Below are 25490 nucleotides of genomic sequence, written 5' to 3' on the forward strand. Positions count from 1 at the left end.
CTTTTTTTATAGTACAGATTAGATTTTATTTACTAATCATTAATTTCTTAGAAATTTTCTGTCCGTCTTTATCTACCTGCAGCATATATACTCCTGAAGGAAGCCCCGTAAGATTTAACTGTTCAGTAATTTTTCCTGTTCTGTTAATATCTTTTTTAGGATTTACTAATTTTCCATCCATCGCAAAAATAGTATAAGAAAGGCCTTTTTTCACATCACTTTCAATAGTAAAGATTCCTTTGGAAGGGTTAGGATAAATAACCAATTCGGTTTCTGCTTTCCCAGCATCAATAACTCCTAAATTCGAATTGATGGTAAAATTTGTGGTATTTACATTTAAAAATACGTTGTCAATTGCTTTGATCATTAATCTGGCATTTGATGTTACTCCTAAGCCATCAGGAACATTAAAGGTGTATGACCCGTTATTAGGAGTGCTTGCAATCAGCGTATGAGGAAAAGTCAACCCTCCGTCTGTTGAAACCAGAATCATAACGTTTGCCGTATTTATAGGAGCTGCATTGGTATTCGCTACATCCCATGTAATAGTCCTGGATTCACCAGTATTCCAGACAACTCCGGCTGCATTTTGAGATGTTACTATAAAAGGTCCCGCAGCAACTGATACCGTTAATTGAATATCATCGCGCCCGGTTTGTCCGCCAGCAGGGTTATTATCTCTTACCAATAATGAAAAAGTTAATGTCCTGGCTACAGAAGATAGTTTTTCCCATGATCTGTAATTACTTGCTGTTAATATGGTAGAATTATACCCCTCAATGATTGTAGATAACCTTGGGAAATACCTGGATGGTGAAGTGGTTGCCCATAATGACCTGAACATTGGCCCCACTGTATTCGTAGGCCTTGGAGGCATTTGTGCTGCCCCAAAATCTATCTGCTCCCAATTATAGGTAATAGCATCACCATCCGGATCATTAGCTAGTCCTGTTAATACAAAAGGAGTTTCTTTCGGTATCGTTCTATCGAATCCTGCATTAACAGTGGGTTCATTATTCCCTGTAGCTGTATTCACACTACAGTTTCTCGATGGAGAAGTAATCGTTGTATACATTTCCCGGATACTAACCGTATGGAAATAAGCATCACTGCTGTTCTGAACATTAGGAGAACAAATTCCTGCATATCCCATAATGGTACTTCCGCTTCCAGGCTCTATAGAAGTTGCTTCATTTCTGTTACATCCGTTGTTTTGGGTATGATTTGCCCCAAACTGATGTCCCATTTCATGTGCTACAAAATCAATTACAAAAGGATCACCCACCGGTGCTGCAGAGCCGGTAACACCGCCTGCTTTTACAGAATTACTACATACAGCAGGAGTATAGGCTAAACCATTATCATTTCCTTGTGTTGCCTGAAAAAAAACATGTCCAATATCATAATTTGCTAACCCTATAACGTTATTAGTTACTGTAATATTTTCATCAATCATCTGATCGGCATCAAGAGGATCGAAAGTATCTGTAGTAGTAAAAAACAACAAATCTGCATTGGCAATCAACTGTAAACTCACAGAAATATCATTTTCAAAAATTCCATTAAGACGGGCTACAGCTAAATTAACAGCTGCTAAAACGGCTGCTTTCTTCTGGGCATCTGTTCCCATACCCACCCCGGCCTGTTGTGCGGTATATGCTGTATATTCTATTGTCGTAGAAATGGCCAGTCTGTATTTACGTAATTGTCCATCCACCACCGTCTTCCCTTCTAAACCTGATCCAATATGCTTCAACGCATTATCTTCTTTAAAAAGACAATCAAATTTACTAGAAGAAATCGCATTTTTTCTGTCATATACTCTATAAGTTTTATTATCCGCGGAATAAGGATCTATATAGTACATTCCTTCTGTATTTCTAATCATCGCATTCAATCCAAAATAAGGATCCATAGAAAGCCTTATTTCAGTAGCAGGATCTCCTACTTTATTTCCGATATAAGATCTGATATCTGAATATCTTGATTGCAAATCAGGATGCATTGTTGAAGCTTCAAAAACTTCATAAGTTTCAAAAGTTCCTTTGTTATTGGGAAATTTTATTAAAACACCTTTTTCAGAAGAGATCATCATTCTGTCAGGAGCCTTTAACAACTGTGATTTAAGTTCATCTGCATTCAATCGTAATACCTCAAAGTCAGAAATACGAAGCGATGACTCTTTTGATTCTTTAACGCTTTGCTTCGAGACTTTGATCCAAGGATTTTGCTGAGCAAAACCTGTTGCCGATAGAACAAGAAAGCTTGCAAGAAATAATAATCTTTTTTTTCATATATCTATTTGTATCTATTTGATTAAGTTTAAATGTATTTCACCAGGCTTACTCAATACCTTCACTATAAGAACAGGATTGGATAGCTTTTTTTCAGCATACTCCCAATTTTCAATTTCTTTATAATTAACGATTAAAACTGGTCCTTTGGCTTCTATTTTTTCAATATGGATATCTCCATACTGGACATTCTTCAATTTTGGTTTTAATACCAGAAAGAATTCGTTATTATTTTCTAAAACAGGTATTGGAGCAGATCTTGAAAAGCCTTCATTCAGCCGACCATACAATTCTTTAATACCGGTCGTTGAATGGATTACAGAAAGCTCCTTCAGATTAATCCCGGAATTAAGCCTTCTCATTTCAACAAACTCTACATTCTCTCCACTCTGCTTCACATTCACATTATTTTTTGAATTAGCACATGAAAACATCATGAAAAATACAAAAATGTAAAAAATAGAAATTTTTATTATATAATTCATAACCAAAAATATGAAAATCTTCGCAAATGAAAACCACAAATTAAGATTTTGTAAATCAACAAATTAATATATATAAAACAACCATATATATAGCGTATACCAAAACCTATTTAAATAATTATTTTTTTTAATTATTTAAATAAAAAATAAAGAAAAATATAATTTAAAAACTCTAAAATAGCGATTTGTAATTTTTGTAAAATATTTGTAAAAATTCTACAAATCACTAGCAGTAATACACTTATGCGTTTACCAGAATAATACTATTCTTTTACAAAACACCTTTGAATATCCCACCTACTTTTACTTCATCAAAAAATTAAACTTATGAAAAAATTCATTGTATTGATAGTACTATCAACTATGTTCATCATGTGTAAAAAGAGCGAAACTACACAATCATCACTCAAAGAATCCATAAAATCGGCGGACAGTACCTTGTCTTCCGTCAATGAAAAAATACATGATATCAACAATGCAACAGGCGCTGTTTTCGATTCTGCTCATGTGAAAATTAAAGAGTTTGATAATACTAAAAATGTCATTAATGAAAAGATTGAAGCAACTACGAAAAGTATAAATTCATTATCTGACAAAATAGCCTCCACAAAACTGGAATCTAAACCGAATCAGAAAGATTCTGTTCAGAAGAAACCAGAAAAAATTATTGTTCATGTACCTTCTTCTAAAATCATTAAGGAAACAAAAGTGATCTATAAAAACGAACCTAAAAAAGAAAGTATCCCAGGAAATAAACTCATCAAAACCGGAACATTAGAATTAAATGTTGACAATGCAGAAACAGCGAAAGAAATCGCAATTCAGGAAATCAGAAAATATGACGGCTTCTTAAGAAGTGAATCCATATCATCAAACAATAACGATAGAAAAATAGCCTATTTAAGAATCAAAGTCCCGATTCAAAAATTCGAATATCTCATGAATGACCTAAGTACTATAGGCACTGTTGAAAACAAAGGCGTTGAAGTCTCCGGACAAAACTATGTTGAAAATACCATGTGTGATCTGGAAATTACATTGTATGGAAAAACCGGACAATCAATAGCCGATGATCAGCCAAAAACATTTGGGCAACAGTCTTTTACAGCTATTTCTTCGGGGTGGAATGTTATCACTGCCATTTTCCTATTTCTCCTTCCGTTCTGGCCTTTATTTCTAGTGGCAGGAATAGCTTATTATTTTTATAAAAAGAAAAAGAAAGACCTATCTGATCATCATTCAAGCTGATTTTGAAGCTATTTACCATAATAGCTATTCATTTTAATTTTATTTTAATGTTGTAAGCTATTTGGAAAAAATATTCTTCACTAATTTTATGTCAAATTAAAGTTTAGATATTTTCGCCAGGTGTAAAAGAATTAATGTCAGCGGAAGTATTAAAGGTTGAAGTATTATACATCTTGCATAATTTATTATGAATCAGATGTAAATAATTAGAATGCTTCATTAAAATGATCCTTTGTAAAAACGGATCCTGTCATCTCAAAATGACAAAAATGTGAAAAACAGGAATGAAAAATATATTATTATTTTGTGGTTTGTGATGGTGAAAAGGCTCTCAATTTGAGAGCCTTTTACTTTTATTTCATATTCACTACTTTATCTACAATATACCTTGTATTTCCTCTCCATGGCAATGCTCCTTTATATTCTTTATAATGAAGATCAAAGCTTTTTCCGCTGTTGCTCTCCAATTGTTTAAATACTTCGGGATCACTAACAGAAAATTCAAACTCATAGCTGGTAATACCTCCGGCTCTACCTTTTCCGAATCCTTCCTGAATTAACTTACCTTCATACGTTTTAAAAACGTAACCTTTTCTGATCGCATAATTCAGATAACCTGATTTTACTCCTTCGCCAAATACGAAGAAATATTTATACCATACAAATACTCCTAAAAGAAGTAAAACGATACCTAGGGTGATCCACCAGCCTTTTTTCATAGTAGTGTGTTTTAAATGTTTTTATTTTGCAATACTTCTGGAAATCACAATTTTCTGGATTTCTGAAGTTCCTTCATATATCTGAGTAATTTTTGCATCACGCATTAATCGCTCTACGTGGTATTCTTTCACATATCCATACCCGCCATGAATTTGTACTGCTTCAATAGTAGTATCCATGGCTACCTGGGAAGAATATAATTTCGCCATAGCACCGCTTTCAGAGATGTCTTTTCCTGCATCTTTTTCTGTTGCCGCTTTGAAACAAAGCATTCTTGCTGCAGTAATCTGAGTTGCCATATCAGCTAATTTGAAAGCAATAGCCTGATGATTGATAATCTCTGTCTTGAACGCTTTTCTTGTTTTAGCATATTTAAGAGCCATTTCATAAGCTCCTGAAGCAATTCCTAAAGCCTGAGAAGCAATACCAATTCTACCTCCGTTCAATACAGCCATTGCAAAGTTGAAGCCAAAGCCGTCTTCACCGATTCTATTTTCTTTTGGTACTTTTACATTGTTGAAAATCAAAGAATGTGTATCACTACCTCTGATTCCAAGTTTATCCTCTTTCGGTCCGATTTCAAAGCCTTCCCAACCTCTTTCTACAATAAACGCGTTGATTCCTTTATGCTTTTTTTCAGGATCAGTCTGTGCAATTACAATATAATAGGAAGCAGTACCTCCGTTTGTAATCCAGTTTTTGATTCCGTTTAAAAGGTAATAATCTCCTTTATCTTCTGCTGTTGTTTTTTGAGATGTAGCATCAGATCCTGCTTCCGGCTCAGATAAAGCAAATGCTCCGATCACCTGTCCGCTCGCTAATGGAGTAAGATATTTTTGTTTTTGTTCTTCAGAAGCAAATTTTTCAAGACCTGCACAAACTAATGAATTGTTTACAGACATTACAACAGCTGCAGAAGCATCTATTTTTGCAATCTCCTCCATTGCCAAAACGTAAGAAACACTATCCATTCCTGCTCCTCCGTATTTAGGGTCTACCATCATTCCCAAAAGTCCCATTTCTCCCATTTTCTTCACTTGCTCTGTAGGGAATTTTTGATCGCGATCTCTTTCAATCACTCCAGGTAGTAATTCGTTTTGTGCAAAATCCCTTGCCGCCTGCTGAATCATCAGCTGTTCTTCCGATAAATTAAAGTCCATAAAAATTAATAATTAGATGGTCGTAAATTTACACTTTTTAAGCAAATCTGAAAAAATAATTGACATTTGAAAATTATGGATAGATGTACGCTATTTTTACAAAAATGCTTATATTTAGATTTCTTTATAAATTACATAAAAAATTATGACGATCAAAAGATTATTCGATATACCTCATTATGCTTTGGAAAAATTCCCTAAAAGCGATATGTTTGTGACCAAATATCATGGGGAATGGAAAAAAACCTCTACACAAGAGTTTATCAATCAGGGAAATAAAATCTCGAGAGGGCTTTTAAAGCTAGGCATAAAACCAGGTGACAAAATTGCATTGATTACAACCAATTCCCGTACGGAATGGGCAGTAATGGACTTAGGCCTTTCTCAGATTGGGGTCGTTTCCGTACCTGTGTATCCTAGCATTTCACATGAAGACTACGAATTCATTTTTAGTAACGCCGAAATAAAGTATTGTTTTGTTTCAGATAAAGAGCTTCTGAATAAAGTCATGAAAGTGAAGCATAATATTCCTTCTCTACAGGGGGTTTTCACTTTCGACACGATCAGCGGCGCTGCCAACTGGCGTGAAATTTTGGATTTGGGAGAGGATGATTCTACTCAAATCGAGGTAGAAGATCTTTCCAACGCTATCAATACCGAAGATCTGGCAACCATAATATATACTTCAGGAACCACAGGACGACCTAAAGGAGTAATGCTTACGCACCATAATATTGTATCCAATGTTCTGGGATCAATGCCGAGAATTCCAAGGAAAAAAAGCCTGGATTATAAAGACACAAGAGTGCTCAGCTTCTTACCGATCTGTCATATTTTTGAAAGAATGCTTTTCTATCTTTTCCAATATAGTGGCTTCTCTGTATATTTTGCAGAAAGCATTGATAAAATGGGAGAAAATGTAAAAGAGGTAAAACCTCATTACATGAGTGTAGTTCCAAGATTAGTAGAAAAAGTATACGATAAAATATATAATACAGGATCTTCCGCAGGAGGATTAAAATCAAAAATATTCTTTTGGGCACTGAACCTAATTTCTAAAAAGAAAGAAGTTTCAAAACCATCCGGATTACAGCAACTTATTGCAGATAAATTAGTATTCTCTAAATGGAGAGAAGGTTTGGGAGGTGAAATCATCACTTTGGTTTCCGGTTCTGCAGCACTTTCCACCAGATTAAACCTGATGTTCCAGAATGCAGGAATTCCTATTCTTGAAGGATACGGACTAACCGAAACCTCTCCCGTAATTTCTGTAAATAGTTTCGATAAAATGAAAATCGGAACCGTTGGGCTTCCATTGGATAATCTTAAAGTAAAAATTCAGGAAGATGGAGAAATAACCGTAAAAGGACCTTCTATCTTCAGTGGTTATTTTAAAAATGATGAAATGACCAAAGAAGTATTTACCGATGATGGATATTTTAAAACAGGAGATATTGGAAATATAGATGCAGATGGCTTTTTACAGATCACTGATCGTAAAAAAGAAATGTTTAAAACATCCGGTGGTAAATATATAGCTCCACAAACTATTGAAAATCTGGCAAAAGCTTCCAAGTTCATTGAACAGATTATGGTAGTAGGTGATGGTGAAAAAATGCCGTGTGCACTTGTTCAGCCTGACTTTGAGTTTGCCAAAAGCTGGGCAATGAGAAACAATTTAACTATAGGCTCTACTCCTCAGGAAATTGCAAAAAGTAAAGAATTGAAGGAGAGAATCGAAAAAGAAATGAACGGAATCAACGAACATCTTGGAAACTGGGAAAAAATCAAAAAGATTGAGTTAACTCCCGAAGTATGGTCGATCGATGCCGGACTTCTTACTCCTACTTTAAAGCTCAAAAGAAAAGCTATCAAAGAAAAGTTCATAGATCTGTATAACAAAATGTACGAGCATCACGAATAAAACATAGACCGCTTCCTTACCGAAGCGGTTTTTTGTTGACTAATATTTATATTTTACAATAACATGAAGCTTCATTAGATCGAAATAGGTTTGTAATTTTAATATTGAATAAAACATCGAGCTTGTCATATAAAATTTAAGCATTGCTTTACTACTCTATAGTAGAAATGCTCTGATATATTCATTAACCCTATTTTAATATTACTTTGGAGTAAATATTAAAACCAGAATTAGGAATTATAAATAAAAAAAAGCTGCTTCATTTCTGAAACAGCTTTTTATATTTTAAAAAACAGTAATTAAAACTTAATTACAGATTTCATTCTTTCATTTTCTTCCATTACCAACTCATCATCTACAAGGATTTTCCCTGAATGTTCATCAATAATAATTTTCTTTCTCTGAGCAATTTCCATTTGCTTTTGAGGTGGAATCGTAAAGAACGATCCTTTTGGAGCACCTCTTTCTAATCCTACAACAGCTAAGCCATTAATAGAATTGGTTCTGATTCTGTTATAAGAAGCCAGTAATCTTTCGTCAATTTTACCTGCGTATTCTTTAGACTGCTCGATCAGATATTCTTCTTCTTTCTGAGTTTCAGCGACCAAACCATCTAATTCTTCTTTTTTGAATTTCAAGTGGTTTTTCAAATCGTCAATTTTTGAATTCAGCTCGCTTAACGTTTCATTCTTATGAGCGATTTTAGCACCAAATTCTTTAATTCTTTTTTCAGCTAGTTGAATTTCAAGATCTTGAAATTCAATCTCCTTACCTAAAGCTTCAAACTCTTTATTGTTTCTTACATTATCTTGTTGAGATTTGTATTTTTCAATTAAAGTTTTTGCGTGGTTAATAACTTCATGCTTTGTTTTGATCTGGTCATCCTGATCTTTAATATCTGCATGAAATTTTTCAGCTCTTTTTTCAAGCCCTTCTATCTCGATTTCAAGATCTTCAACCTCAATTGGCAACTCTCCTCTTGTATTTCGGATTTCATCCAATCTTGAATCTATGATTTGTAAATCGTATAAAGCTCTTAATTTCTCTTCAACTGAAATATCGTTGGTTTTTGCCATATCTAAAGGAAATAATTTACTGGGTTTGTTTTTTCGTTGGATTTTGAGATTGCAAATGTACTAAATTTTTGTGACAAAATTTCAAATAATTGTTGCGCAACCCATTGTTCTGATTCATAATGTCCTATATCACAAATCAGCATTTTAGATTCTGCTAAAAAATAATCATGATATTTAAGGTCTCCGGTAAGGTAGGCATCACATTTTTTAGATAATGCAGATTTTATTCCACTTGCCCCCGAACCTCCCAGAACTCCAACCCTCTTTATTTTTTTATTATTGAATTCAGAATGCTTGATCACGTCAAGATTAAATCTCTCTTTTACCAATTTCAAAAAATCTGTCTCATCCATCCCTTCTTCAAACTCTCCATACATTCCTAAGCCTGAATATTGATTTTCATTATCCAGATTATAAATCTGATACGCCACTTCTTCATAAGGATGTGCAGATTTCATAGCTGAAAGAATCTGCCCTTGTTTATAGCTTTCAAAAATAACAAAAATCATGTCTTCATCTGCATTCTCCCGGATATTCTTTTGCCCCGAGAAAGGATTCGAACCTTCAATGGGTCTAAAAGTCCCGTTACCATTAATGCTGAAACTACATTCATCATAAAATCCTATATTTCCTGCGCCGGCAGAGAAAAGAGATTCTTTTAATAATTCGGAATGTGTTTTGGGAACAAAAACCGTCAGCTGTTTCAGATTATTTTTTTTCGGCTGAAGAATTTTCAAATCTTTTAATCCTAAATGATTGCATATCCCTGCGTTGACTCCAAAAAAATCATTATCAAAAGCAGTATGGATAGCGTAGATAGCAATTTTATTTTCAATAGCCTTAATCACTGCTCTTTCAACATAGTTTTTTCCAGTTAAAGATTTTAAACCCGAAAAAATAATAGGATGAAAACATACAATAAAATTGAGTCCTTTTTCAATAGCTTCTGTCACAACACTTTCCAAAGCATCATGACAAACCAAAACTCCAGTAACGATCCGATCCGGCAATCCGCATAACAAGCCGACGTTATCAAAATCCTCCGCCTGCTGTATTGGAATACGTTTTTCTATTTCTGAAATTACTTCACTTATTGTCATTTATTGTGTATGTTTGCTACGAAAATAGGGATAATTTATTAAATTTAAAAAAACTCTAAGTATGGAAAGAGAACACAACCTTATTCCCGAGGATACTTTATGGAAAAGGTTTCTTTATCGTGTTATTTATCGCGCTGATACAAGGCTTGGAATGTTATTTGACGTGGTGCTGCTATTTTTGATTCTGGCCAGTACCCTGATTGTTATGATGGAAAGTGTTCCTCAGCTGGATAAGAGATTCCATTTTACATTTATTGTTCTTGAATGGATCATATCGTTGTTTTTCTCTATAGAGTATGTCTTGCGCATCATGGTTGTCAAGAATAAAAAAAGTTATATTTTCAGTTTTTTCGGAATTATTGACTTCCTTGCCCTGATTCCTTTTTATTTAAGTTTTTTCTTTCCGATCACGAAGTATTTTTTGATTTTCAGAATGCTAAGAATGTTGAGAATTTTCAGGATCTTCAATCTATTAGACTTCATGAACGATGGTTATTTCATCGTAAGAGCTTTAAAAAACAGTTCAAGAAAGATTTATATATTCCTGCTATTCCTGATTATTTTCTCTGTGATCGTAGGATCATTGATGTTTATGGTAGAAGGCGGAAGAACCGGTTTTGAAACGATTCCGCAATCTATATATTGGGCCGTGGTTACCGTAACGACAGTAGGTTACGGAGATGTTTCTCCTATTACTCCAATGGGGAAGTTTTTCGCGGTTATACTTATGCTTGCAGGCTATTCTATCATTGCTGTTCCTACAGGGATTGTAACCGCTGAGATGCGCAACAAAAGACAAAACCTGGAAAAGATCTGTGAGCGGTGTGGAAATGATGATATTGATGATGATGCAAGGTACTGCAAACAGTGTGGCAAGAAATTAGCTTAATATTCTTTATCAAAGTAATCTATTAACCCAATATCATAAAATCATGGAACCAAAAAAGAACAAACCCAACAGTTTAGTAATTATTCTTTTCGCTTTAGTCGCGTTAATGATCATCATTTATTTTATATTAGCCATGTTTTTCCCAACTGTTTTCGAACATATGAGTACAGGAGACATCCAACCTGTTCCAGATAAATAGTGCAATAGTAAAAAAATAAAGGTGGCCATGAGCCACCTTTTATTTTATCTGAACATCAGCATTTTATTTTTTAATAATTTTAGTGGTCTGCTTAGAACCATCTTTCATATCTAGTGTCATCAAATATACTCCAGATTTAATATCATTTAAATAAAGAGCAGAACCCGGTTTATCAATAGTTTTCATCAACCTTCCTGAAAAATCAGAAATAGTAATAGTCTTAACATTTGCAACCTCTGATATATTCAGGATATCATTGAATGGATTAGGGTAAAGCTTAATTCCATTTTTATTTCCACTCACCTCAGATGTCCCTAAGTTATTTTTGGTAATATTTATTGTAAACGGTCCTTCTAAATTATCTGTAAATCCACTGTAGTTCCCTATGTTTACATAATAGGTTGTTCCTGCTATAGTCGGTATTGAAATAGTTTCAGATTCTCCTGTTCCAGTATCGTCTACAGTATTTTCACATGACAAACTTCCACAGGTACCACTATACACTCCGATCTGAGAATCAAAATCACTACCTGTCGGCATAGTCACGGTAATATCAAAAGTACTTCCATCCCCAACAAATGTAAACCATGTACCATCATTCATTGTATTAGTGCAGGTATTTACAAACCCACCGTTATTCGTCGTGTTGGCTCCATCAGCTTGTACATAATTATAAGGGAATGCAGAAGCAACCAAAGCTCCTGAACATTCATCATTGGCAGGCGGCGGTGGCATAGTACCTACACAAATATCAAAGCTTTGATTGCTTCCCGCACCAAAATAGCTATAAACTCTCACGTAATAAGTTTCACCTACCGTCAGCCCTGAAATTACAGACGAAGGATCATCTGAGCAAAGAATACTGGACAAGGTTCCGCAAGCTCCGCTAAATACCTGGAAATAGGTATCGTCATCATCATCCGTCCCTACAGAAGTAATATTCAGAAGCGAAACCTTATGAGCTGTTGCCGTTGCAACAAACTTAAACCATACATCATCGTCAGGAGTACCATAACACGGATCAGGAATCAATCCGGAATCTGTAGCTCCTAAAGTATATCCTGAAGTTACTGCTCCACAATTTAAATCCGGATTCACAGTCAGCGCAATAGCATCAGCACATTCATCATTGGCAGGCAAAGACGGAACGGTTTTAAACGCAATCTCAGAACAGCCTGATGATTCGCCCGCTGATCCTACTGAGGTCACTTTTAGATAATACATTGTATTGTTAACTAATGAAGCAGGTGGCGTAAAGCTATTCGTTGTTACAGCTTGTTGGTTAACAATATCCGTTCCTCCGGGAGTTGTACCTATCGAAACCTTATATCCTGTAGCTCCGGAAACACCATTCCAGTTAATGGTAGGTGCCAATGGAACAAAAGTAGCATTATTTGTTGGGTAAGTCACCAACGGACAAGCTGGAATAGGGTTTACAGTTAACCCATTAATCGTAACCACTGATTTATACATTTCCAAATCGCCTGCGGGAGGAGAAGCAGGATCCGGATTAGTACTATCACTTCTATAGTAAAGAGTAGAATTAGGTGCCAAAGGATATACATACATCGCTTCGTCATTATTATCATCATAACCCTGAGAGTTTTCTTCAGCAGCAATAACTAAATTATCTGTATTATTATAGGGAAATGGTGTCGTAAAAGTAATTTCCACCACTCCATTGGAATTGGTAATCGTTCCAGCATAAACTTGTGTAAGCTGTGTAAGTGGTATCCAATCTGTATCAGAAGTAAAGCTCGACTTTGTTGTATGACCTAAATATACCACCCAATCCGATGAATTCGTTAAAGACATTGTCGGATCAAGATAAAAGGTGAGCCCGGTAATATTCCCAGCCGCATTTGCATTGATTTCCTGCTTTGTAAAAATCTGCTGTACGTAAGAATATCCGTAATATGTACTAATCGGAGCAGCTCCAACTTCAGTACTTCCTGTACCCAAACTAATTTGGGCGTTCAAGGCCATGCCAACCATCATTAAGCATGAAAGTAAAAATTTTACCATAAATTAAAGTATTTAGTGTTTAAAATACTAATTTACTAATAAATAGGTATATAAAATAAAATAATGACAGTTAAAAACTTAACTGTCATTATAATTTATAAAATAAATCAAATTTTATTTTTTGATTGTTTTAAGCGTTTGCTTAGAGCCATCTTTCATTTCAAGTGTTACCAGATATATTCCCGATTTCAATTCTCCTAAATGAAGTATTGATCCCGGGTTACTGATTGTTTTTACTAATCTGCCGGCAATATCAGATATCGAAACAGATTTAACAAGAGCAGCATCTGAAATATTTAATATATCATCAAATGGATTCGGATATACTTCATTTTTGGTTTTAATCACTTTAGGACCAGCTACCATTCTTGAAGATTCCGAACTGCTATTATTATTAATCGTGATCGTAAATGCTCCTTCCAGATCATCGGTATATTCACTATAATAACCTATATTTACATAATACGTAGTTCCAAGTTGAGTGTTTACAGAAATCATCTCTGTTTCCCCAGCTCCCATACTATCAACAGTACCTTCACATACTAAACTGCTGCAACTTCCGCTGTAAACTCCAATCTGAGGATCGAAATCACTTCCTGAAGGCAGAGTAACCATAATATCAAAAGCATTTCCGTCTCCTACAAACGTAAACCATGTGCCATCATTCATTCCATTGGTACAAGCAGTAATAAATCCTCCATTATTTGTTGCTCCGCCTCCATCATACTGATCATAAGTATATGGGAATGATGATGCCTCCAAAGCCCCTGAACATTCATCATTTACAGGTGGCGGTGGAATACTGCCTACGCAAATATCAAAGCTTTGATTACTTCCTGCACCAGAATAACTATATACCCTTACATAATAGGTTTGCCCCACTGTAAGTCCTGAAACCAGAGATGAAGTAGCATCAGAGCAAAGAATACTGGATAAGCTTCCACAAGCTCCGCTGAATACCTGGAAATAAGTATCCTCATCATCAACACTTCCAATAGAAGTTACATTCAGAAGAGAAACCTTATGAGTTGTTGCCGTTGCTACAAATTTATACCATACATCATCATCAGGCTCACCATAACATGGGCTTGGAGCTAATCCCGAATTTGTAGCTCCAAGCGTATAACCTGAAGTTACTGTTCCACAATTTAAATCAGGATTTACAGTTAATGTGATTGCCTGTGCACATTCGTCGTTTAACGGCAATGGAGGAGCAGACTTAAATGTAATTTCAGAGCAAGCTGATGATTCCCCGGCATCTCCAACAGAAATCACCCTCAGGTAATGCATTGTATTAGCCGCCAATGGCACAGAAAGAATAAAGCTATTGGTCGTTACATACTGCTGGTTAACCACATCGGTACCTCCAGGAGTAGTACCAAGGGAAACTTTATATCCGGTAGCTCCGGAAACAATATTCCAGGTAATCGCAGATAATAAAGGAACGAAATCTGAATTATTTGTCGGATAGGTTATCAAGGGACAAACCGGAATTGCACTCTGTGCTAGCCCTTCTATTGTAATCACCGATTTATATGATGCCAGATGCCCTACAGGAGGAAAAGCCGGGTTTGGATTAGTCCCATCATTTCTAAAATACAAGGTAGAGCCTGGTGATGATGGATACACATACATAGCTTCATCACTATTGTCATCATATCCTGGAGCATTTTCATCAGTGGCAATGACCAAATTATCTATATTATTATAAGGAAAGGGTGTTGCAAAAGTAACCTGCACCACTCCATTAACATTGGCAACTGTACCTGCAAAAACCTGTGTTAATTCATTAACAGAAATCCAATCCGACTCAGAGTCAAAGCTGGACTTTGTTGTATGGCCTAAATATACCACCCAATCCGATGAATTGGTTAGAGGCATTGTAGGGTCCATATAGAATTTCAATCCGGTAATATTCCCTGCAGCATTCGTATTGATTTCCTGTTTTGTAAAAATCTGCTGTACATAAGAATATCCGTAATACGTACTTATCGGGGCTGCACCCACATCCGTACTTCCTGTACCCAAACTAACCTGGGCACCCAAAGTCATGCTGAAGATTAATAAGCATGAAAGTAAAAATTTTGTCATAAATTAAAGTATTTACTATTTATAGACACTAATTTACCAATAATAAAGGATATAATTTAAAAAAAATGACAGCTAAAAAACTTTAGCTGTCATCCTTATTTTATCAATTAAATCAATTTTTATTTCTTAATTGTTTTAACTGTTTGATTAGAACCATCTTTCATTTCCATCGTCACCAGATACATTCCTGATTTTAACTCTCCTAATTGAAGCGCTGCTCCAGGGTTATTGATTGTTTTCACCAGTCTTCCGGCAATATCAGAAATAGAAATTGACTTCACTTTGCTTACATCTGAGATATTTAAGATATCCCCAAATGGATTGGGATACACCTTGATCGTATTCTTAGCATTTGAAACTTCAGAAGTCCCCAAATTAGGATCAAGCATATAGCTGATGTCATCAATAAGAACACTATTCGAAGGTGAGCCTGTATGCTTAAGAATAAGCTTATTCACTCCCGCCGGTACACCAGTGATGCTTAGCAAATAGTCATCAGCAGTCGTAACACTAGTAGACGTATAAGTTCCTAACACAACAAAAGTGGATGTATTAGCAGGATCTGTTAAATACCCTATCTGAACCACTCCACCAGCAGAATAATTAGCTCTACCTTTAAATTTAAAGATGTAATTATTAGATTGCAAATTAGCAATTTCAGGAGTAGCTAACATCCCAGTACTTGTTCCACTTGTATAAATATACAATGCATTAGCTCCACTTATTACAGCTCCAGTATTTGCATTTGTATAAGCCATTACCCTTGCGTACGTTGATGTAGAACCAACACTGCTCCAACATGAAGGAAGACTTCCTTCAGCTGTAGAATCAAAGTTTTCCGATAATGTCTGCGCTGTAATACAAGCTGTGATAAATGTTGCTGGTGCTGACCACGCACTCTTATCCGAAGAACTACATACAGAACGTACCCATACATAATAAGTAGCAGCAGCAGAAAGGCCTGCTAAAGACGCCGTAGTCGTAGTACTTGTACCCGATGCAACCGTAGTAGATGTAGGAGCTGTATTAGTGGTTGAATAATAATATTCATATCCACTTCCAGGAGCAGCAGATGGTGCAGTCCAGGCAATATCCGCTGTAGCAGATGTTATATTGGAAACAGCCAATGCGGTAGGCTCAGCACATGTAGGTGTCACATCAATACTGATGTTATCTACATATAATCTATTCATATTAGCTGCTGAATAAGCATTAAATCCAAAATAATACACTCCGGAAGCTGTCGGGGTAAAATCCACACTCACAGAATTCGCAGTAGTTCCATTAACAATATTAGGATGATCTGCAAGCACGGTGGTCATAGAGGTACTATTAGTAGATGTACCATAAGCTACTTTTAATTTTTCAGGATAAGTTGCAGCACTCGCATTTCCGTAGATATACTTTATTCTGTATGATGTTCCCGCTGTAAGATTCAGCCCTTGCGTATAGAACCATGTATTCGCTGCACTGGAAAAACTATAACTGTAATTCAGAACTTTAGTAGTAAAGCTACCAGCAGCTGGTGAATAGGTTGTCCAGTTATTTCCTGTTCCCACATTCTCAACAGAAGTACAACCAGGTAAAGCTGGTGTTGCTACACTTTCAAAGTTTTGAGTATAAGGAACATTCGTGGCTCCGCAAACCGTTGTAAAAGTTCTTTCCGTACAAGACGAAGAAGTACTGGTTGCATTATACGAATTCACCGTATAATAATAAGTAGTAGCTGGAATCAGCGGAGTTGAAAACATATATGAAGTAACATTTCCTACATCCTGATTATTCATCACATCAGTTCCACCCGCTGTAGTTCCTACACTTAGCTTGTAACCTGTTGCCACGGCAATAGCATCCCAGGTTATCGTAGGAGTCAAAGACTGCCCAATCGCTCCAGATGATGGCGCTGTTACTGTAGGGCAAATAATATTACGCGTTGTAAATGATGAACTCGAACAGCCCGACGCTGATCCAATACTGTTTTTAGGAATGACAGTCACATAATATTGTGTCGAATAATTCAACGGCGTTGCACTTGGAGTTGAATAAGTAGTCACCCCTCCAACATCAAGTCCATTGATAACATCAACACCACCAGCCGTAGTCCCTACATTCAAAGTATAACCTGTCGCTCCTCCGGCCGCTCCCCAAGTAATTGTAGGAGTAACGGAAATTCCTGTTGCAGCATCTGCCGGAGCAGAAACTGTAGTACAGGTAGGAGCACTTGTTACAGGTTGTGCCAGCTGAACATCATCGAAGCCAAGATAAAAATCACCCGGACTCGTACGTGTTCCTTTTAAACGAAACTTAAAGCTGGCGCCTGAAGGAATTGTTCCAGCCGGAATAGTTCCGGATACTGTTGTACAAGGTATAGCAACCTGACCGGTTATAGTAACCGGAGTCAAAATATTCACCCAGGTAGTCCCTCCATCTACAGAATAATCTGCAGCTACTGCTCCACTGATAGCAGAAGAAGAATCATAAGGCTTTGAGAGATACTTAAAAGAATACGTAAGCTCACCCCCATTAGACACAGCAGAACTGTACGTCACATTCCAGGTAGGAGCGCTACCCCATAAGTTGTAATAAATAGTTTTAGACCCGGCACAAGCTGGTCCTGCATTGGTGCCAAATCCCTGATAAGTTGAAGAATTTACCGTCCAGCCGGTAGGCAGACTGGTCCCTTCAAAACTTTCATTGACTAAAATTTGTGCAGAAGCCCCGATGCCGAGCGTCAACATACACGATAGTAGAAGTTTTTTCATATGTAGTAAAAAATTTAATTGGGTGGTAAAAATATAAAATAATTCAATTAAACTTAATAAATATTAAAAATTATTATAAATAAATAATAAATTTAATAATTTTATTACAATAAACTAAACAAACATTTAATTACAATTAAATATTCAATAATAAATGAATTGAAAAATCACAACTGACTATCAATTAGTTAAAAATATAATTCACTTTTCAATGCTATGTAAAATTTAATTAAAAACACAATAAATAAAGAAAATTTTTATTTGAATTTTTAAAATCTCCTCTCGTATAAAAACAAAAAAAAGCGGTCAAAAACCGCTTTTTATTATTGAATATATCGAATTAGTTCAGATAAAACTCATATTTATTGAGTAATTGAATCTCTTTAATCAAATCACCATTCAAGTCTACAGAATGTTTCATCGACTGCACCTCTATCTGGGAGTCATCTTCAATATCTTTAATGTAGAACTTAAATTTCTGGTCCCCCTTATTTCGATCAAGTACATTTCTGAAAAATTCTAAATCCTCAGGTCTGAAATCCATAACATCCATAACCAAAGATATACTTTTCGCAAATCTTTCAAAGGCCTCCTGAAGCTCAATCACATCATTCACATTAACAAAAACCCTACCATCTTTAACCTGCGCAAATTTTATTTTAAATATAACAAATCGTTGCACCTCAAGCTTTTCTTTCAACTTCATATAATCCCGATCCCCGAGTCTGAATGAATAAGATCCGGAATAATCTTCCAATGTGACAAATGCCACTTTTTCACCACTTCTGAACCCATCCTGAACTCTGTATTCCGTAATCAATCCCGCAACTGTATATTCTTTACCCGCGCCACCATTCTCTCTTTCCTTCTGTAAGGTTTTCCAGTCTTTTTTCTTTTCTTCAAACAATTCTTCCTGCTTATTGGCAAAAGCCTGTTCTTTATAAGCGTCAACCTCATCAAGATTTAAGAATAGAAAATTACCTTTTGGTTCTGCTTTTTTAGTTACCTCTTCAATAATCTCCTCTCCTACAAGAACCTCATCAGAAACAATTTCCGTTAAATCAACAACCTCATCCTGGGAATCCGTCTCAAGGATAGGAACTTCTTCTACAACCGCTTTACTTTCATCTTCTTTTTCTAAAACAGATTTTTTAGAAAGCCTTCCTTGTATAAACTGAAACTGATATTTAAATTCATCCAGCGGGTGGGCAGAAAGATAGAAGCCAATAGTCTCTTTTTCTTTATTAAGCTTATGCATATTTGGCCATTCAGGGCAAGGCAATAGTTTAGGCTGCTCAATTTGTACCTCTTCGGCAAAATCCGCAAACAGAGAGTTTTCCATTTCATTTTTACTTTCCTGAAAACTTTGCCCATAACGGATCAGCCTTTCCAAATTGGTTCTTCCAGCCATATCTATATCAAAATATTGACCCCTGTGAAAAGAGCTCAATTCATCGAAAGCACCAGCAACCACTAAACTTTCCGCTACTCTTTTATTCATTTGAGAAGGAAGGATCCTTTCAAAGAAATCATATACATTTTTAAATCTTCCATTCTGCCTTTCTCTGGTAATACCCTCACTCGGACCTTCTCCAATCCCCTTAATCGCCCCTAAACCAAAACGAACCTGTCCCTTTTCGTTTACAGAGAATTTATATTGAGATTCATTAACATCAGGTCCCAAAACGTCAACCCCCATACTTTTACAATCCTCCATGAACATAGTAATTGCCTCTGTATTGTTAATGTTATTACTCATTACACTCGCCATATATTCAGCCGGATAATTAGCTTTTAAATAAGCAGTCTGATAGGCAATAAAAGCATAGCAGGTAGAGTGAGACTTATTGAAAGCATACTCGGCAAAAGCTTTCCAGTCATTCCATATTTTTTCTAGCCGCGTTTCATCCAGATTGTTTTTACGTCCACCTTCAATAAATTTCGGGTACATTTTATTAAGAACATCAATCTGTTTTTTACCCATAGCTTTTCTCAGAGTATCAGCTTCACCCTTGGTGAAATTTGCCAATTTCTGAGACAGAAGCATTACCTGCTCCTGGTAAACGGTAATTCCATATGTTTCCTTTAGATACTCTTCAGTTTCAGGTAAATCATAAACAATTTCCTCGATACCATGCTTCCTGTTAATAAAGTTAGGGATATATTTAATTGGCCCCGGACGATACAATGCGTTCATTGCAATAAGGTCGGCAAATACTGTTGGCTTAAGCTCCCTCATGTACTTCTGCATCCCGGGACTTTCATATTGGAAAATCCCAACTGTTCTCCCTTCTTTAAATAACTGATAGGTTTTATTATCATCCAAAGGAATTTCATCCGGATCAATATCAACATTATGTCGTTCTTTAACCAGCTTCAATGCATCTTTGATAATGGTCAGCGTTCTAAGTCCCAGGAAATCCATTTTAAGAAGCCCTGCACTTTCCGCTACTGAGTTATCAAATTGAGAGACTAAAATATCTGCATCTTTTGCCGCAATCGTAACCGGAACAAGATTACTCACATCTTCAGGCGTAATAATTACACCACACGCGTGAATTCCTGTATTCCGGATACACCCTTCCATTTTTTTAGCACTCGCTAAAACATCATGTCGGGAATCTCCGGGAGTATTCAGAACAAACCTCATTTCATCAACAAGCATTTGTTCTTCCGGCTTTAATTTATCATATTTTGCCAAAGCTTTGGCAATATTCATTCCCGGTGTAGAAGGAATCAGCTTTGCAATATTATTGGTATCGGGAATCGGAAGATCCAAAACCCTTCCGGCATCTTTAATCGCTGATTTCCCCCCCAAAACAGAATAGGTAATAATCTGCGCTACCTGGTTCTGACCGTATTTATCAATTACCCATTTAATAATCCTGTCCCGACCCTCATCATCAAAGTCAATATCAATATCGGGCATGGAAACCCTTTCCGGATTCAGGAATCTCTCAAAAAGGAGATCATACTTAATAGGGTCCACATTCGTAATTCCGATACAGTAAGCAACGGCAGATCCTGCCGCAGATCCCCTTCCCGGACCTACCCAAACCCCCATGTTACGGGCTTCGTTACAAAAATCCTGTACAATCAGGAAGTATCCCGGATATCCGGTATTGGCAATTACATCCAGCTCAAAGTCCAAACGTTCCTTTACACTCTCTGTAATTCCATCCTCACCATATCTTCTTCTGGCTCCCTCGTAGGTCAAATGAGTCAAATAAGCCATTTCCCCTCTCTTTCCACCATCTACATCATCCTCAGCATGTATAAACTCCTGCGGAATATCGAACTTCGGAAGAAGAACATCCCGCTTTAAAGTATAAGGACTGAATTTGGCAAAAAATTCTTCATAAGCATCAAAAGCATCAGGATACGCTAAAAATGTTTCTTTTATTTCATCACCGCTTTTAATATAATATTCTCCGGTTGCTAGTCCTCTTCTTTTTCCAAATCCTTTTCCAACTGGGGTGGACAACTTTTCACCATCCTTTATACAGCTAACAATATCCTGAATATTAGAATCATCTTTATTCGTATAGAAAGTCTGATTCTGAGCAAGGATCTTCACATCATATTTATCTGCAAAATACAGCAATACTTCATTTAAGTGTTCCTCCTCAGGAAGATTATGATTTTGAATCTGAACATAAAAATCATCTTCAAAAGTATCTTTCCACCATTTGAAAAGCTCTTCCCCTTTCTGCTCACCCGTATTTAAAACAGCATCCGGGATATCTCCCAAAATACCCGAGGTCAAAGCAATCAAACCTTCCTTATATTCCGCAATCAGTTCGCGGCTGATTCTGGGAACCCCAAAATAGAATCCCTTTAAAAATCCTATACTTGAAAGTTTCGCCAGATTTTTATATCCATTAAAATCTTTGGCAAGTAGCACAACCTGGGTTCTCCTGTCCGGATCATCTTTTGTAAACTGCTTTTGTTCATATCTGTCTGAGATGTAAAATTCACATCCTACTACAGGAATCAAAGGTTCTGAAACCGGCTCTTCTTCCGTAAAAGCCTCTCCTTTCTCTTCCGCTTCCTGTTTTTTAGAAAGATATTCCTTGTGCTGTTTAGATCTGTCTGAATTCGCAGATTCTACAGCAGACACAAACTTAAACGCTCCCATCATATTTCCTAAATCCACCATTCCAACGGCAGGGAAATTATCATCAGTAGCCTTTTTAATTAAATCCGAAATACTTGAAGTCGCAGATAATGTAGAGAAAACACTGTGGTTATCAAAATTAAAATATTTACCAAGGTCAATTTCATCAATACTTCCGAAATCCTGCTGTTTTTTCTTATTATGAAAATCAGCAACCTGCCTTCTGATAACAATTCCAAAAGGCTTGATAGGATCAGGGTATAAAGATCTGAAATAAGCAAGCTGATCTTCAGAGATTTTAAGCACATCAGCAGGAATAATTCCAATCCTCATCATTTCAAAAAAGACCTGAGCCGTTGCATTTACATCGGCAGCTGCATTATGCGCTTCATCGAATTTATTCCCGTAAAGCTTTTCATAAAGCTCTTCCAATTTCGGAGGTTTAAATCTTCCTCCTCTTCCTCCACCTAACTGACAATAGTTGGTTCCCAAAACCATTGTATCAGCCTTTGGCTTTTCCTGAAGATTGTCTTTTATATTTTTTCTGAAGAATTCAGCACCTACAATATTGTAGTCGAATTCCACATTATGCCCCGAAACAATTCTTACCTTTTCTAAAACTTTTGAAAATTCCTCCAGGATCTCCTGAAGATCCCGTCCTTCTTCATTAGCAATTTTAGTAGTGATCCCATGAATCCTGGCAGCGTTAAAGGGGATATCATATCCTTCAGGCTTAATAATATAATCCTGATTTTCTATCAAAGTTCCGTCATCATCATGCAACTGCCAAGCAATCTGCACCATTCTTGGCCAGTTATCTGAGTCTGAAAGCGGAGCATTGAAATTTTTCGGTAAACCTGTGGTTTCTGTGTCAAAAACTAAATACATGTATTTTCTAGCTTTTTAATTAAAAAAGAGAATGTAAAGTTACTCCAATTTTTTTTGTCTTAAAATTAGTTTTTATAAATAGGTGCTAATCATACTGTGTATCACAACTCAATAATTTATAAAAAAAATTAAAACTCTCTGACATTACTAAGATAAACTTTAAAAGAACATTCTTTTAAAAAGAAAAAATAAATCATCAACTCAACATAATATCTATTTGTATTATAAAAATAATCAAAGAATAAATTACAAAATAAATAGCGATTACAAAATACTAACGATTGTTAGTATTTTGTTTTTTTATGTATATTTGCTTCCTATGGAAAATACACTTCACGAAAAGGTTTCTCAGGATATTTTACTTAAGGCTTATACCCATATGATGCTTGCTAAAGCCATGGCAGACATCTACGAAGAAAATAGAAATGTTTGTAAATATGTTCATAGTACTTCAAGAGGTCATGAAGCCATTCAACTGGCAACCGCTTATCAGCTAAAGAAAGAAGACTGGGTTTCACCTTATTACAGGGATGAAAGTATTCTGCTTGGTATCGGTTTTGAACCTTATCAATTAATGTTACAGCTACTGGCTAAAGCTGATGATCCTTTTTCAGGAGGTAGATCCTATTACTCCCATCCTTCAAGCAGGGATGAAAACATGCCTAAAATTATCCACCAAAGTTCCGCAACAGGAATGCAGACTATTCCTACAACCGGAGTAGCACAAGGGATTAAATATATTCAGGATTTTGACTTACAGAATTTTGAAAACAACCCCGTGGTTGTATGCAGCCTTGGAGATAATTCAGTAACGGAAGGTGAAGTCAGTGAAGCGCTACAATTTGCTGCTCTACACCAGCTTCCTATTATATTCCTGATACAGGATAACGAATGGGGTATTTCGGTAACCAAAGAAGAAGCCAGAACATGTGATGCTTATGATTTTGTAGCAGGCTTTACAGGTCTAAGCAGAATGAGAGTAGACGGAACAGACTTTGCTGAAAGTTTTGAAGTAATGAAGAAAGCCGTAGACTTCGTACGAACAGAAAGAAAACCTTTGGTAGTCTGCGCAAAAACAGTACTTATCGGACACCACACTTCCGGAGTAAGAAGAGAATTCTATAGAGACGATGAAGATTTAGAAAAACACAGAGCTAAAGATCCGGGAGAAATCCTTAGAAAACAGCTCCTTGAAACTGGTGTTGATGAAGATCTTTTAAAGCAGATTACAAAAAAGACCAGACTGGAAGCAGAAGAAGCTTTCGAAAAAGCTAAAAATGCCGAAGACCCAAAACCGGAAACGGTAATGCAACATATTTTTGCTCCTACTCCCATTACAGAAGAAACAGGAGTACGTGAACCTGCGGGAGGAGAAAAGATTGTAATGGTAGACGCGGCTATTCATGCTATACAGGAACTCATGTGGAAACATCCAGAAGCACTGCTTTACGGACAGGATGTTGGAGAAAGAATTGGTGGAGTTTTCCGAGAAACGGTTACATTGGGTAAAAAATTCGGAAGTAAAAGAGTTTTCAATACAGCCATCCAGGAAGCCTATATCATTGGCTCTACTGCAGGAATGAGCGCTGTTGGATTAAAGCCTATAGTTGAAGTCCAATTTGCAGATTATATTTACCCTGGAATCAATCAGTTAATTACTGAAATTTCAAAATCAAACTATTTAAGTAATGGCAAGTTCCCGGTAAGTAATATCATCCGAGTTCCAATCGGGGCTTACGGCGGTGGCGGACCTTACCACAGTGGCAGTGTTGAAAGTATCCTCGCCAATATCAAAGGAATAAAAATAGCATATCCTAGTAATGCTGCCGACTTTAAAGGATTACTCAAAGCAGCTTATTATGATCCTAATCCGGTTATTATGCTTGAACATAAAGGTTTATACTGGAGTAAAGTTCCGGGAACGGAAGATGCAAAAACAATTGAACCGGCAGAAGATTATATTCTACCGTTTGGAAAGGGCAAAGTAATTATTGAAGCCGATAAAGACGAAACATCTAAAGGAAGAACATTAGTCATTGTAACCTATGGAATGGGTGTTTATTGGGCTAAAGAGGCTGTTAAAAACTTCAACGGAAGAGTTGAAGTAATTGATTTAAGAACCCTGATTCCATTAGACGAAGAACTTGTTTTCGAAAGGGTAAAAGCCCATGGTAAATGCATTGTCTTAACAGAAGAACAAATTAATAACTCATTTGCAGAATCTTTTGCACACAGGATTTCTAAAAATTGCTTCAAACACCTTGATGCACCGGTAGAAACAATGGGAGCCTTAAATACCCCTGCTGTACCGATCAACCTCGTTTTAGAAAAAGAAATGCTCCCTAATGCAGAGAAGCTTTCCAGAAAAATAGAGGAAATGCTTCAATATTAAGGATTAAGGCTAAATCGTAAAATCGTTGATTTGCTAAATTGTAAATTAACAAGAATTTGTCATTCAGAATGAAGCGAATGCGAAATGAAGAATCTAAACATAGAAAAGTTCTCATCTAAC

Annotated in this window: 15 protein-coding genes; 5 read left to right on the forward strand and 10 right to left on the reverse strand. The window is 36.2% G+C overall.

Annotation, left to right across the window (positions count from 1 at the left end; genetic code table 11):
* Positions 1 to 25: 25 nt before the first annotated feature.
* Complete coding sequence (locus tag CJF12_RS07880; protein WP_131329548.1) at positions 26 to 2116, reverse strand: zinc-dependent metalloprotease; 2091 nt, start codon at positions 2114 to 2116, stop codon at positions 26 to 28.
* Positions 2117 to 2308: 192 nt separating this feature from the next.
* Positions 2309 to 2779, reverse strand: a complete 471-nt coding sequence (locus tag CJF12_RS07885; RefSeq protein WP_034685439.1) for a hypothetical protein — start codon at positions 2777 to 2779, stop codon at positions 2309 to 2311.
* 327 nt (positions 2780 to 3106) lie between these two features.
* Here CJF12_RS07885 and CJF12_RS07890 point away from each other — a divergent pair, with 327 nt between their 5' ends.
* Positions 3107 to 4027 (forward strand): DUF4349 domain-containing protein, encoded by a 921-nt coding sequence (locus CJF12_RS07890; protein ID WP_034685441.1) that lies wholly within the window; start codon positions 3107 to 3109, stop codon positions 4025 to 4027.
* A 353-nt stretch (positions 4028 to 4380) separates the two neighbouring features.
* Here CJF12_RS07890 and CJF12_RS07895 read toward each other — a convergent pair whose 3' ends face one another.
* Positions 4381 to 4746 (reverse strand): hypothetical protein, encoded by a 366-nt coding sequence (locus CJF12_RS07895; RefSeq protein ID WP_034685443.1) that lies wholly within the window; start codon positions 4744 to 4746, stop codon positions 4381 to 4383.
* 21 nt (positions 4747 to 4767) lie between these two features.
* A complete protein-coding gene (locus CJF12_RS07900; protein WP_034685444.1) occupies positions 4768 to 5907 on the reverse strand; it encodes an acyl-CoA dehydrogenase in 1140 nt (379 codons plus the stop codon).
* A 145-nt stretch (positions 5908 to 6052) separates the two neighbouring features.
* Here CJF12_RS07900 and CJF12_RS07905 point away from each other — a divergent pair, with 145 nt between their 5' ends.
* Complete coding sequence (locus tag CJF12_RS07905) at positions 6053 to 7831, forward strand: AMP-dependent synthetase/ligase (protein WP_034685447.1); 1779 nt, start codon at positions 6053 to 6055, stop codon at positions 7829 to 7831.
* Positions 7832 to 8130: 299 nt separating this feature from the next.
* On the opposite strand, the gene CJF12_RS07910 is transcribed toward CJF12_RS07905, so the two are convergent.
* Positions 8131 to 8907, reverse strand: a complete 777-nt coding sequence (locus CJF12_RS07910; RefSeq protein ID WP_034685449.1) for a zinc ribbon domain-containing protein — start codon at positions 8905 to 8907, stop codon at positions 8131 to 8133.
* 2 nt (positions 8908 to 8909) lie between these two features.
* Entirely contained in the window at positions 8910 to 10007 is a 1098-nt protein-coding gene (locus tag CJF12_RS07915) for a Nif3-like dinuclear metal center hexameric protein (RefSeq protein ID WP_034685450.1), read from the reverse strand.
* 61 nt (positions 10008 to 10068) lie between these two features.
* Between CJF12_RS07915 and CJF12_RS07920 the strand changes: the two genes are divergently transcribed.
* On the forward strand, positions 10069 to 10896 hold the full coding sequence (locus CJF12_RS07920) for an ion transporter (protein ID WP_034685452.1): 828 nt from the start codon (positions 10069 to 10071) through the stop codon (positions 10894 to 10896).
* 43 nt (positions 10897 to 10939) lie between these two features.
* On the forward strand, positions 10940 to 11095 hold the full coding sequence (locus CJF12_RS19880) for a hypothetical protein (protein WP_157759845.1): 156 nt from the start codon (positions 10940 to 10942) through the stop codon (positions 11093 to 11095).
* Between the two features lie 63 nt (positions 11096 to 11158).
* Here CJF12_RS19880 and CJF12_RS07925 read toward each other — a convergent pair whose 3' ends face one another.
* The 4 genes from CJF12_RS07925 to dnaE form a co-directional block, all read right to left on the reverse strand.
* Entirely contained in the window at positions 11159 to 13120 is a 1962-nt protein-coding gene (locus tag CJF12_RS07925; RefSeq protein WP_084675654.1) for a T9SS type A sorting domain-containing protein, read from the reverse strand.
* A gap of 114 nt (positions 13121 to 13234) precedes the next feature.
* The gene (locus CJF12_RS07930) at positions 13235 to 15211 is read right to left on the reverse strand and encodes a T9SS type A sorting domain-containing protein (RefSeq protein ID WP_084675655.1); all 1977 of its coding nucleotides are present in this window, start codon (positions 15209 to 15211) and stop codon (positions 13235 to 13237) included.
* A 119-nt stretch (positions 15212 to 15330) separates the two neighbouring features.
* Positions 15331 to 17973: a fibronectin type III domain-containing protein gene (locus CJF12_RS07935; protein WP_084675656.1), complete on the reverse strand. Its 2643-nt coding sequence runs from the start codon at positions 17971 to 17973 to the stop codon at positions 15331 to 15333.
* 340 nt (positions 17974 to 18313) lie between these two features.
* Complete coding sequence (dnaE, locus tag CJF12_RS07940) at positions 18314 to 22978, reverse strand: DNA polymerase III subunit alpha (RefSeq protein WP_034685454.1); 4665 nt, start codon at positions 22976 to 22978, stop codon at positions 18314 to 18316.
* A gap of 319 nt (positions 22979 to 23297) precedes the next feature.
* Between dnaE and CJF12_RS07945 the strand changes: the two genes are divergently transcribed.
* Positions 23298 to 25370: an alpha-ketoacid dehydrogenase subunit alpha/beta gene (locus tag CJF12_RS07945; RefSeq protein WP_034685456.1), complete on the forward strand. Its 2073-nt coding sequence runs from the start codon at positions 23298 to 23300 to the stop codon at positions 25368 to 25370.
* Positions 25371 to 25490 lie beyond the last annotated feature (120 nt).

It is taken from the genome of Chryseobacterium piperi, assembly GCF_002285635.2.
GTDB classification, from domain to species: domain Bacteria; phylum Bacteroidota; class Bacteroidia; order Flavobacteriales; family Weeksellaceae; genus Chryseobacterium; species Chryseobacterium piperi.

Coding starts and splice junctions, on each gene's coding strand:
- CJF12_RS07885 (WP_034685439.1), bottom strand. CDS start 2,779: ATGAATTATATAATAAAAATTTCTATTTTTTACATTTTTGTATTTTTC.
- CJF12_RS07890 (WP_034685441.1), top strand. CDS start 3,107: ATGAAAAAATTCATTGTATTGATAGTACTATCAACTATGTTCATCATG.
- CJF12_RS07895 (WP_034685443.1), bottom strand. CDS start 4,746: ATGAAAAAAGGCTGGTGGATCACCCTAGGTATCGTTTTACTTCTTTTA.
- CJF12_RS07900 (WP_034685444.1), bottom strand. CDS start 5,907: ATGGACTTTAATTTATCGGAAGAACAGCTGATGATTCAGCAGGCGGCA.
- CJF12_RS07905 (WP_034685447.1), top strand. CDS start 6,053: ATGACGATCAAAAGATTATTCGATATACCTCATTATGCTTTGGAAAAA.
- CJF12_RS07910 (WP_034685449.1), bottom strand. CDS start 8,907: ATGGCAAAAACCAACGATATTTCAGTTGAAGAGAAATTAAGAGCTTTA.
- CJF12_RS07915 (WP_034685450.1), bottom strand. CDS start 10,007: ATGACAATAAGTGAAGTAATTTCAGAAATAGAAAAACGTATTCCAATA.
- CJF12_RS07920 (WP_034685452.1), top strand. CDS start 10,069: ATGGAAAGAGAACACAACCTTATTCCCGAGGATACTTTATGGAAAAGG.
- CJF12_RS19880 (WP_157759845.1), top strand. CDS start 10,940: ATGGAACCAAAAAAGAACAAACCCAACAGTTTAGTAATTATTCTTTTC.
- CJF12_RS07925 (WP_084675654.1), bottom strand. CDS start 13,120: ATGGTAAAATTTTTACTTTCATGCTTAATGATGGTTGGCATGGCCTTG.
- CJF12_RS07930 (WP_084675655.1), bottom strand. CDS start 15,211: ATGACAAAATTTTTACTTTCATGCTTATTAATCTTCAGCATGACTTTG.
- CJF12_RS07935 (WP_084675656.1), bottom strand. CDS start 17,973: ATGAAAAAACTTCTACTATCGTGTATGTTGACGCTCGGCATCGGGGCT.
- dnaE (WP_034685454.1), bottom strand. CDS start 22,978: ATGTATTTAGTTTTTGACACAGAAACCACAGGTTTACCGAAAAATTTC.
- CJF12_RS07945 (WP_034685456.1), top strand. CDS start 23,298: ATGGAAAATACACTTCACGAAAAGGTTTCTCAGGATATTTTACTTAAG.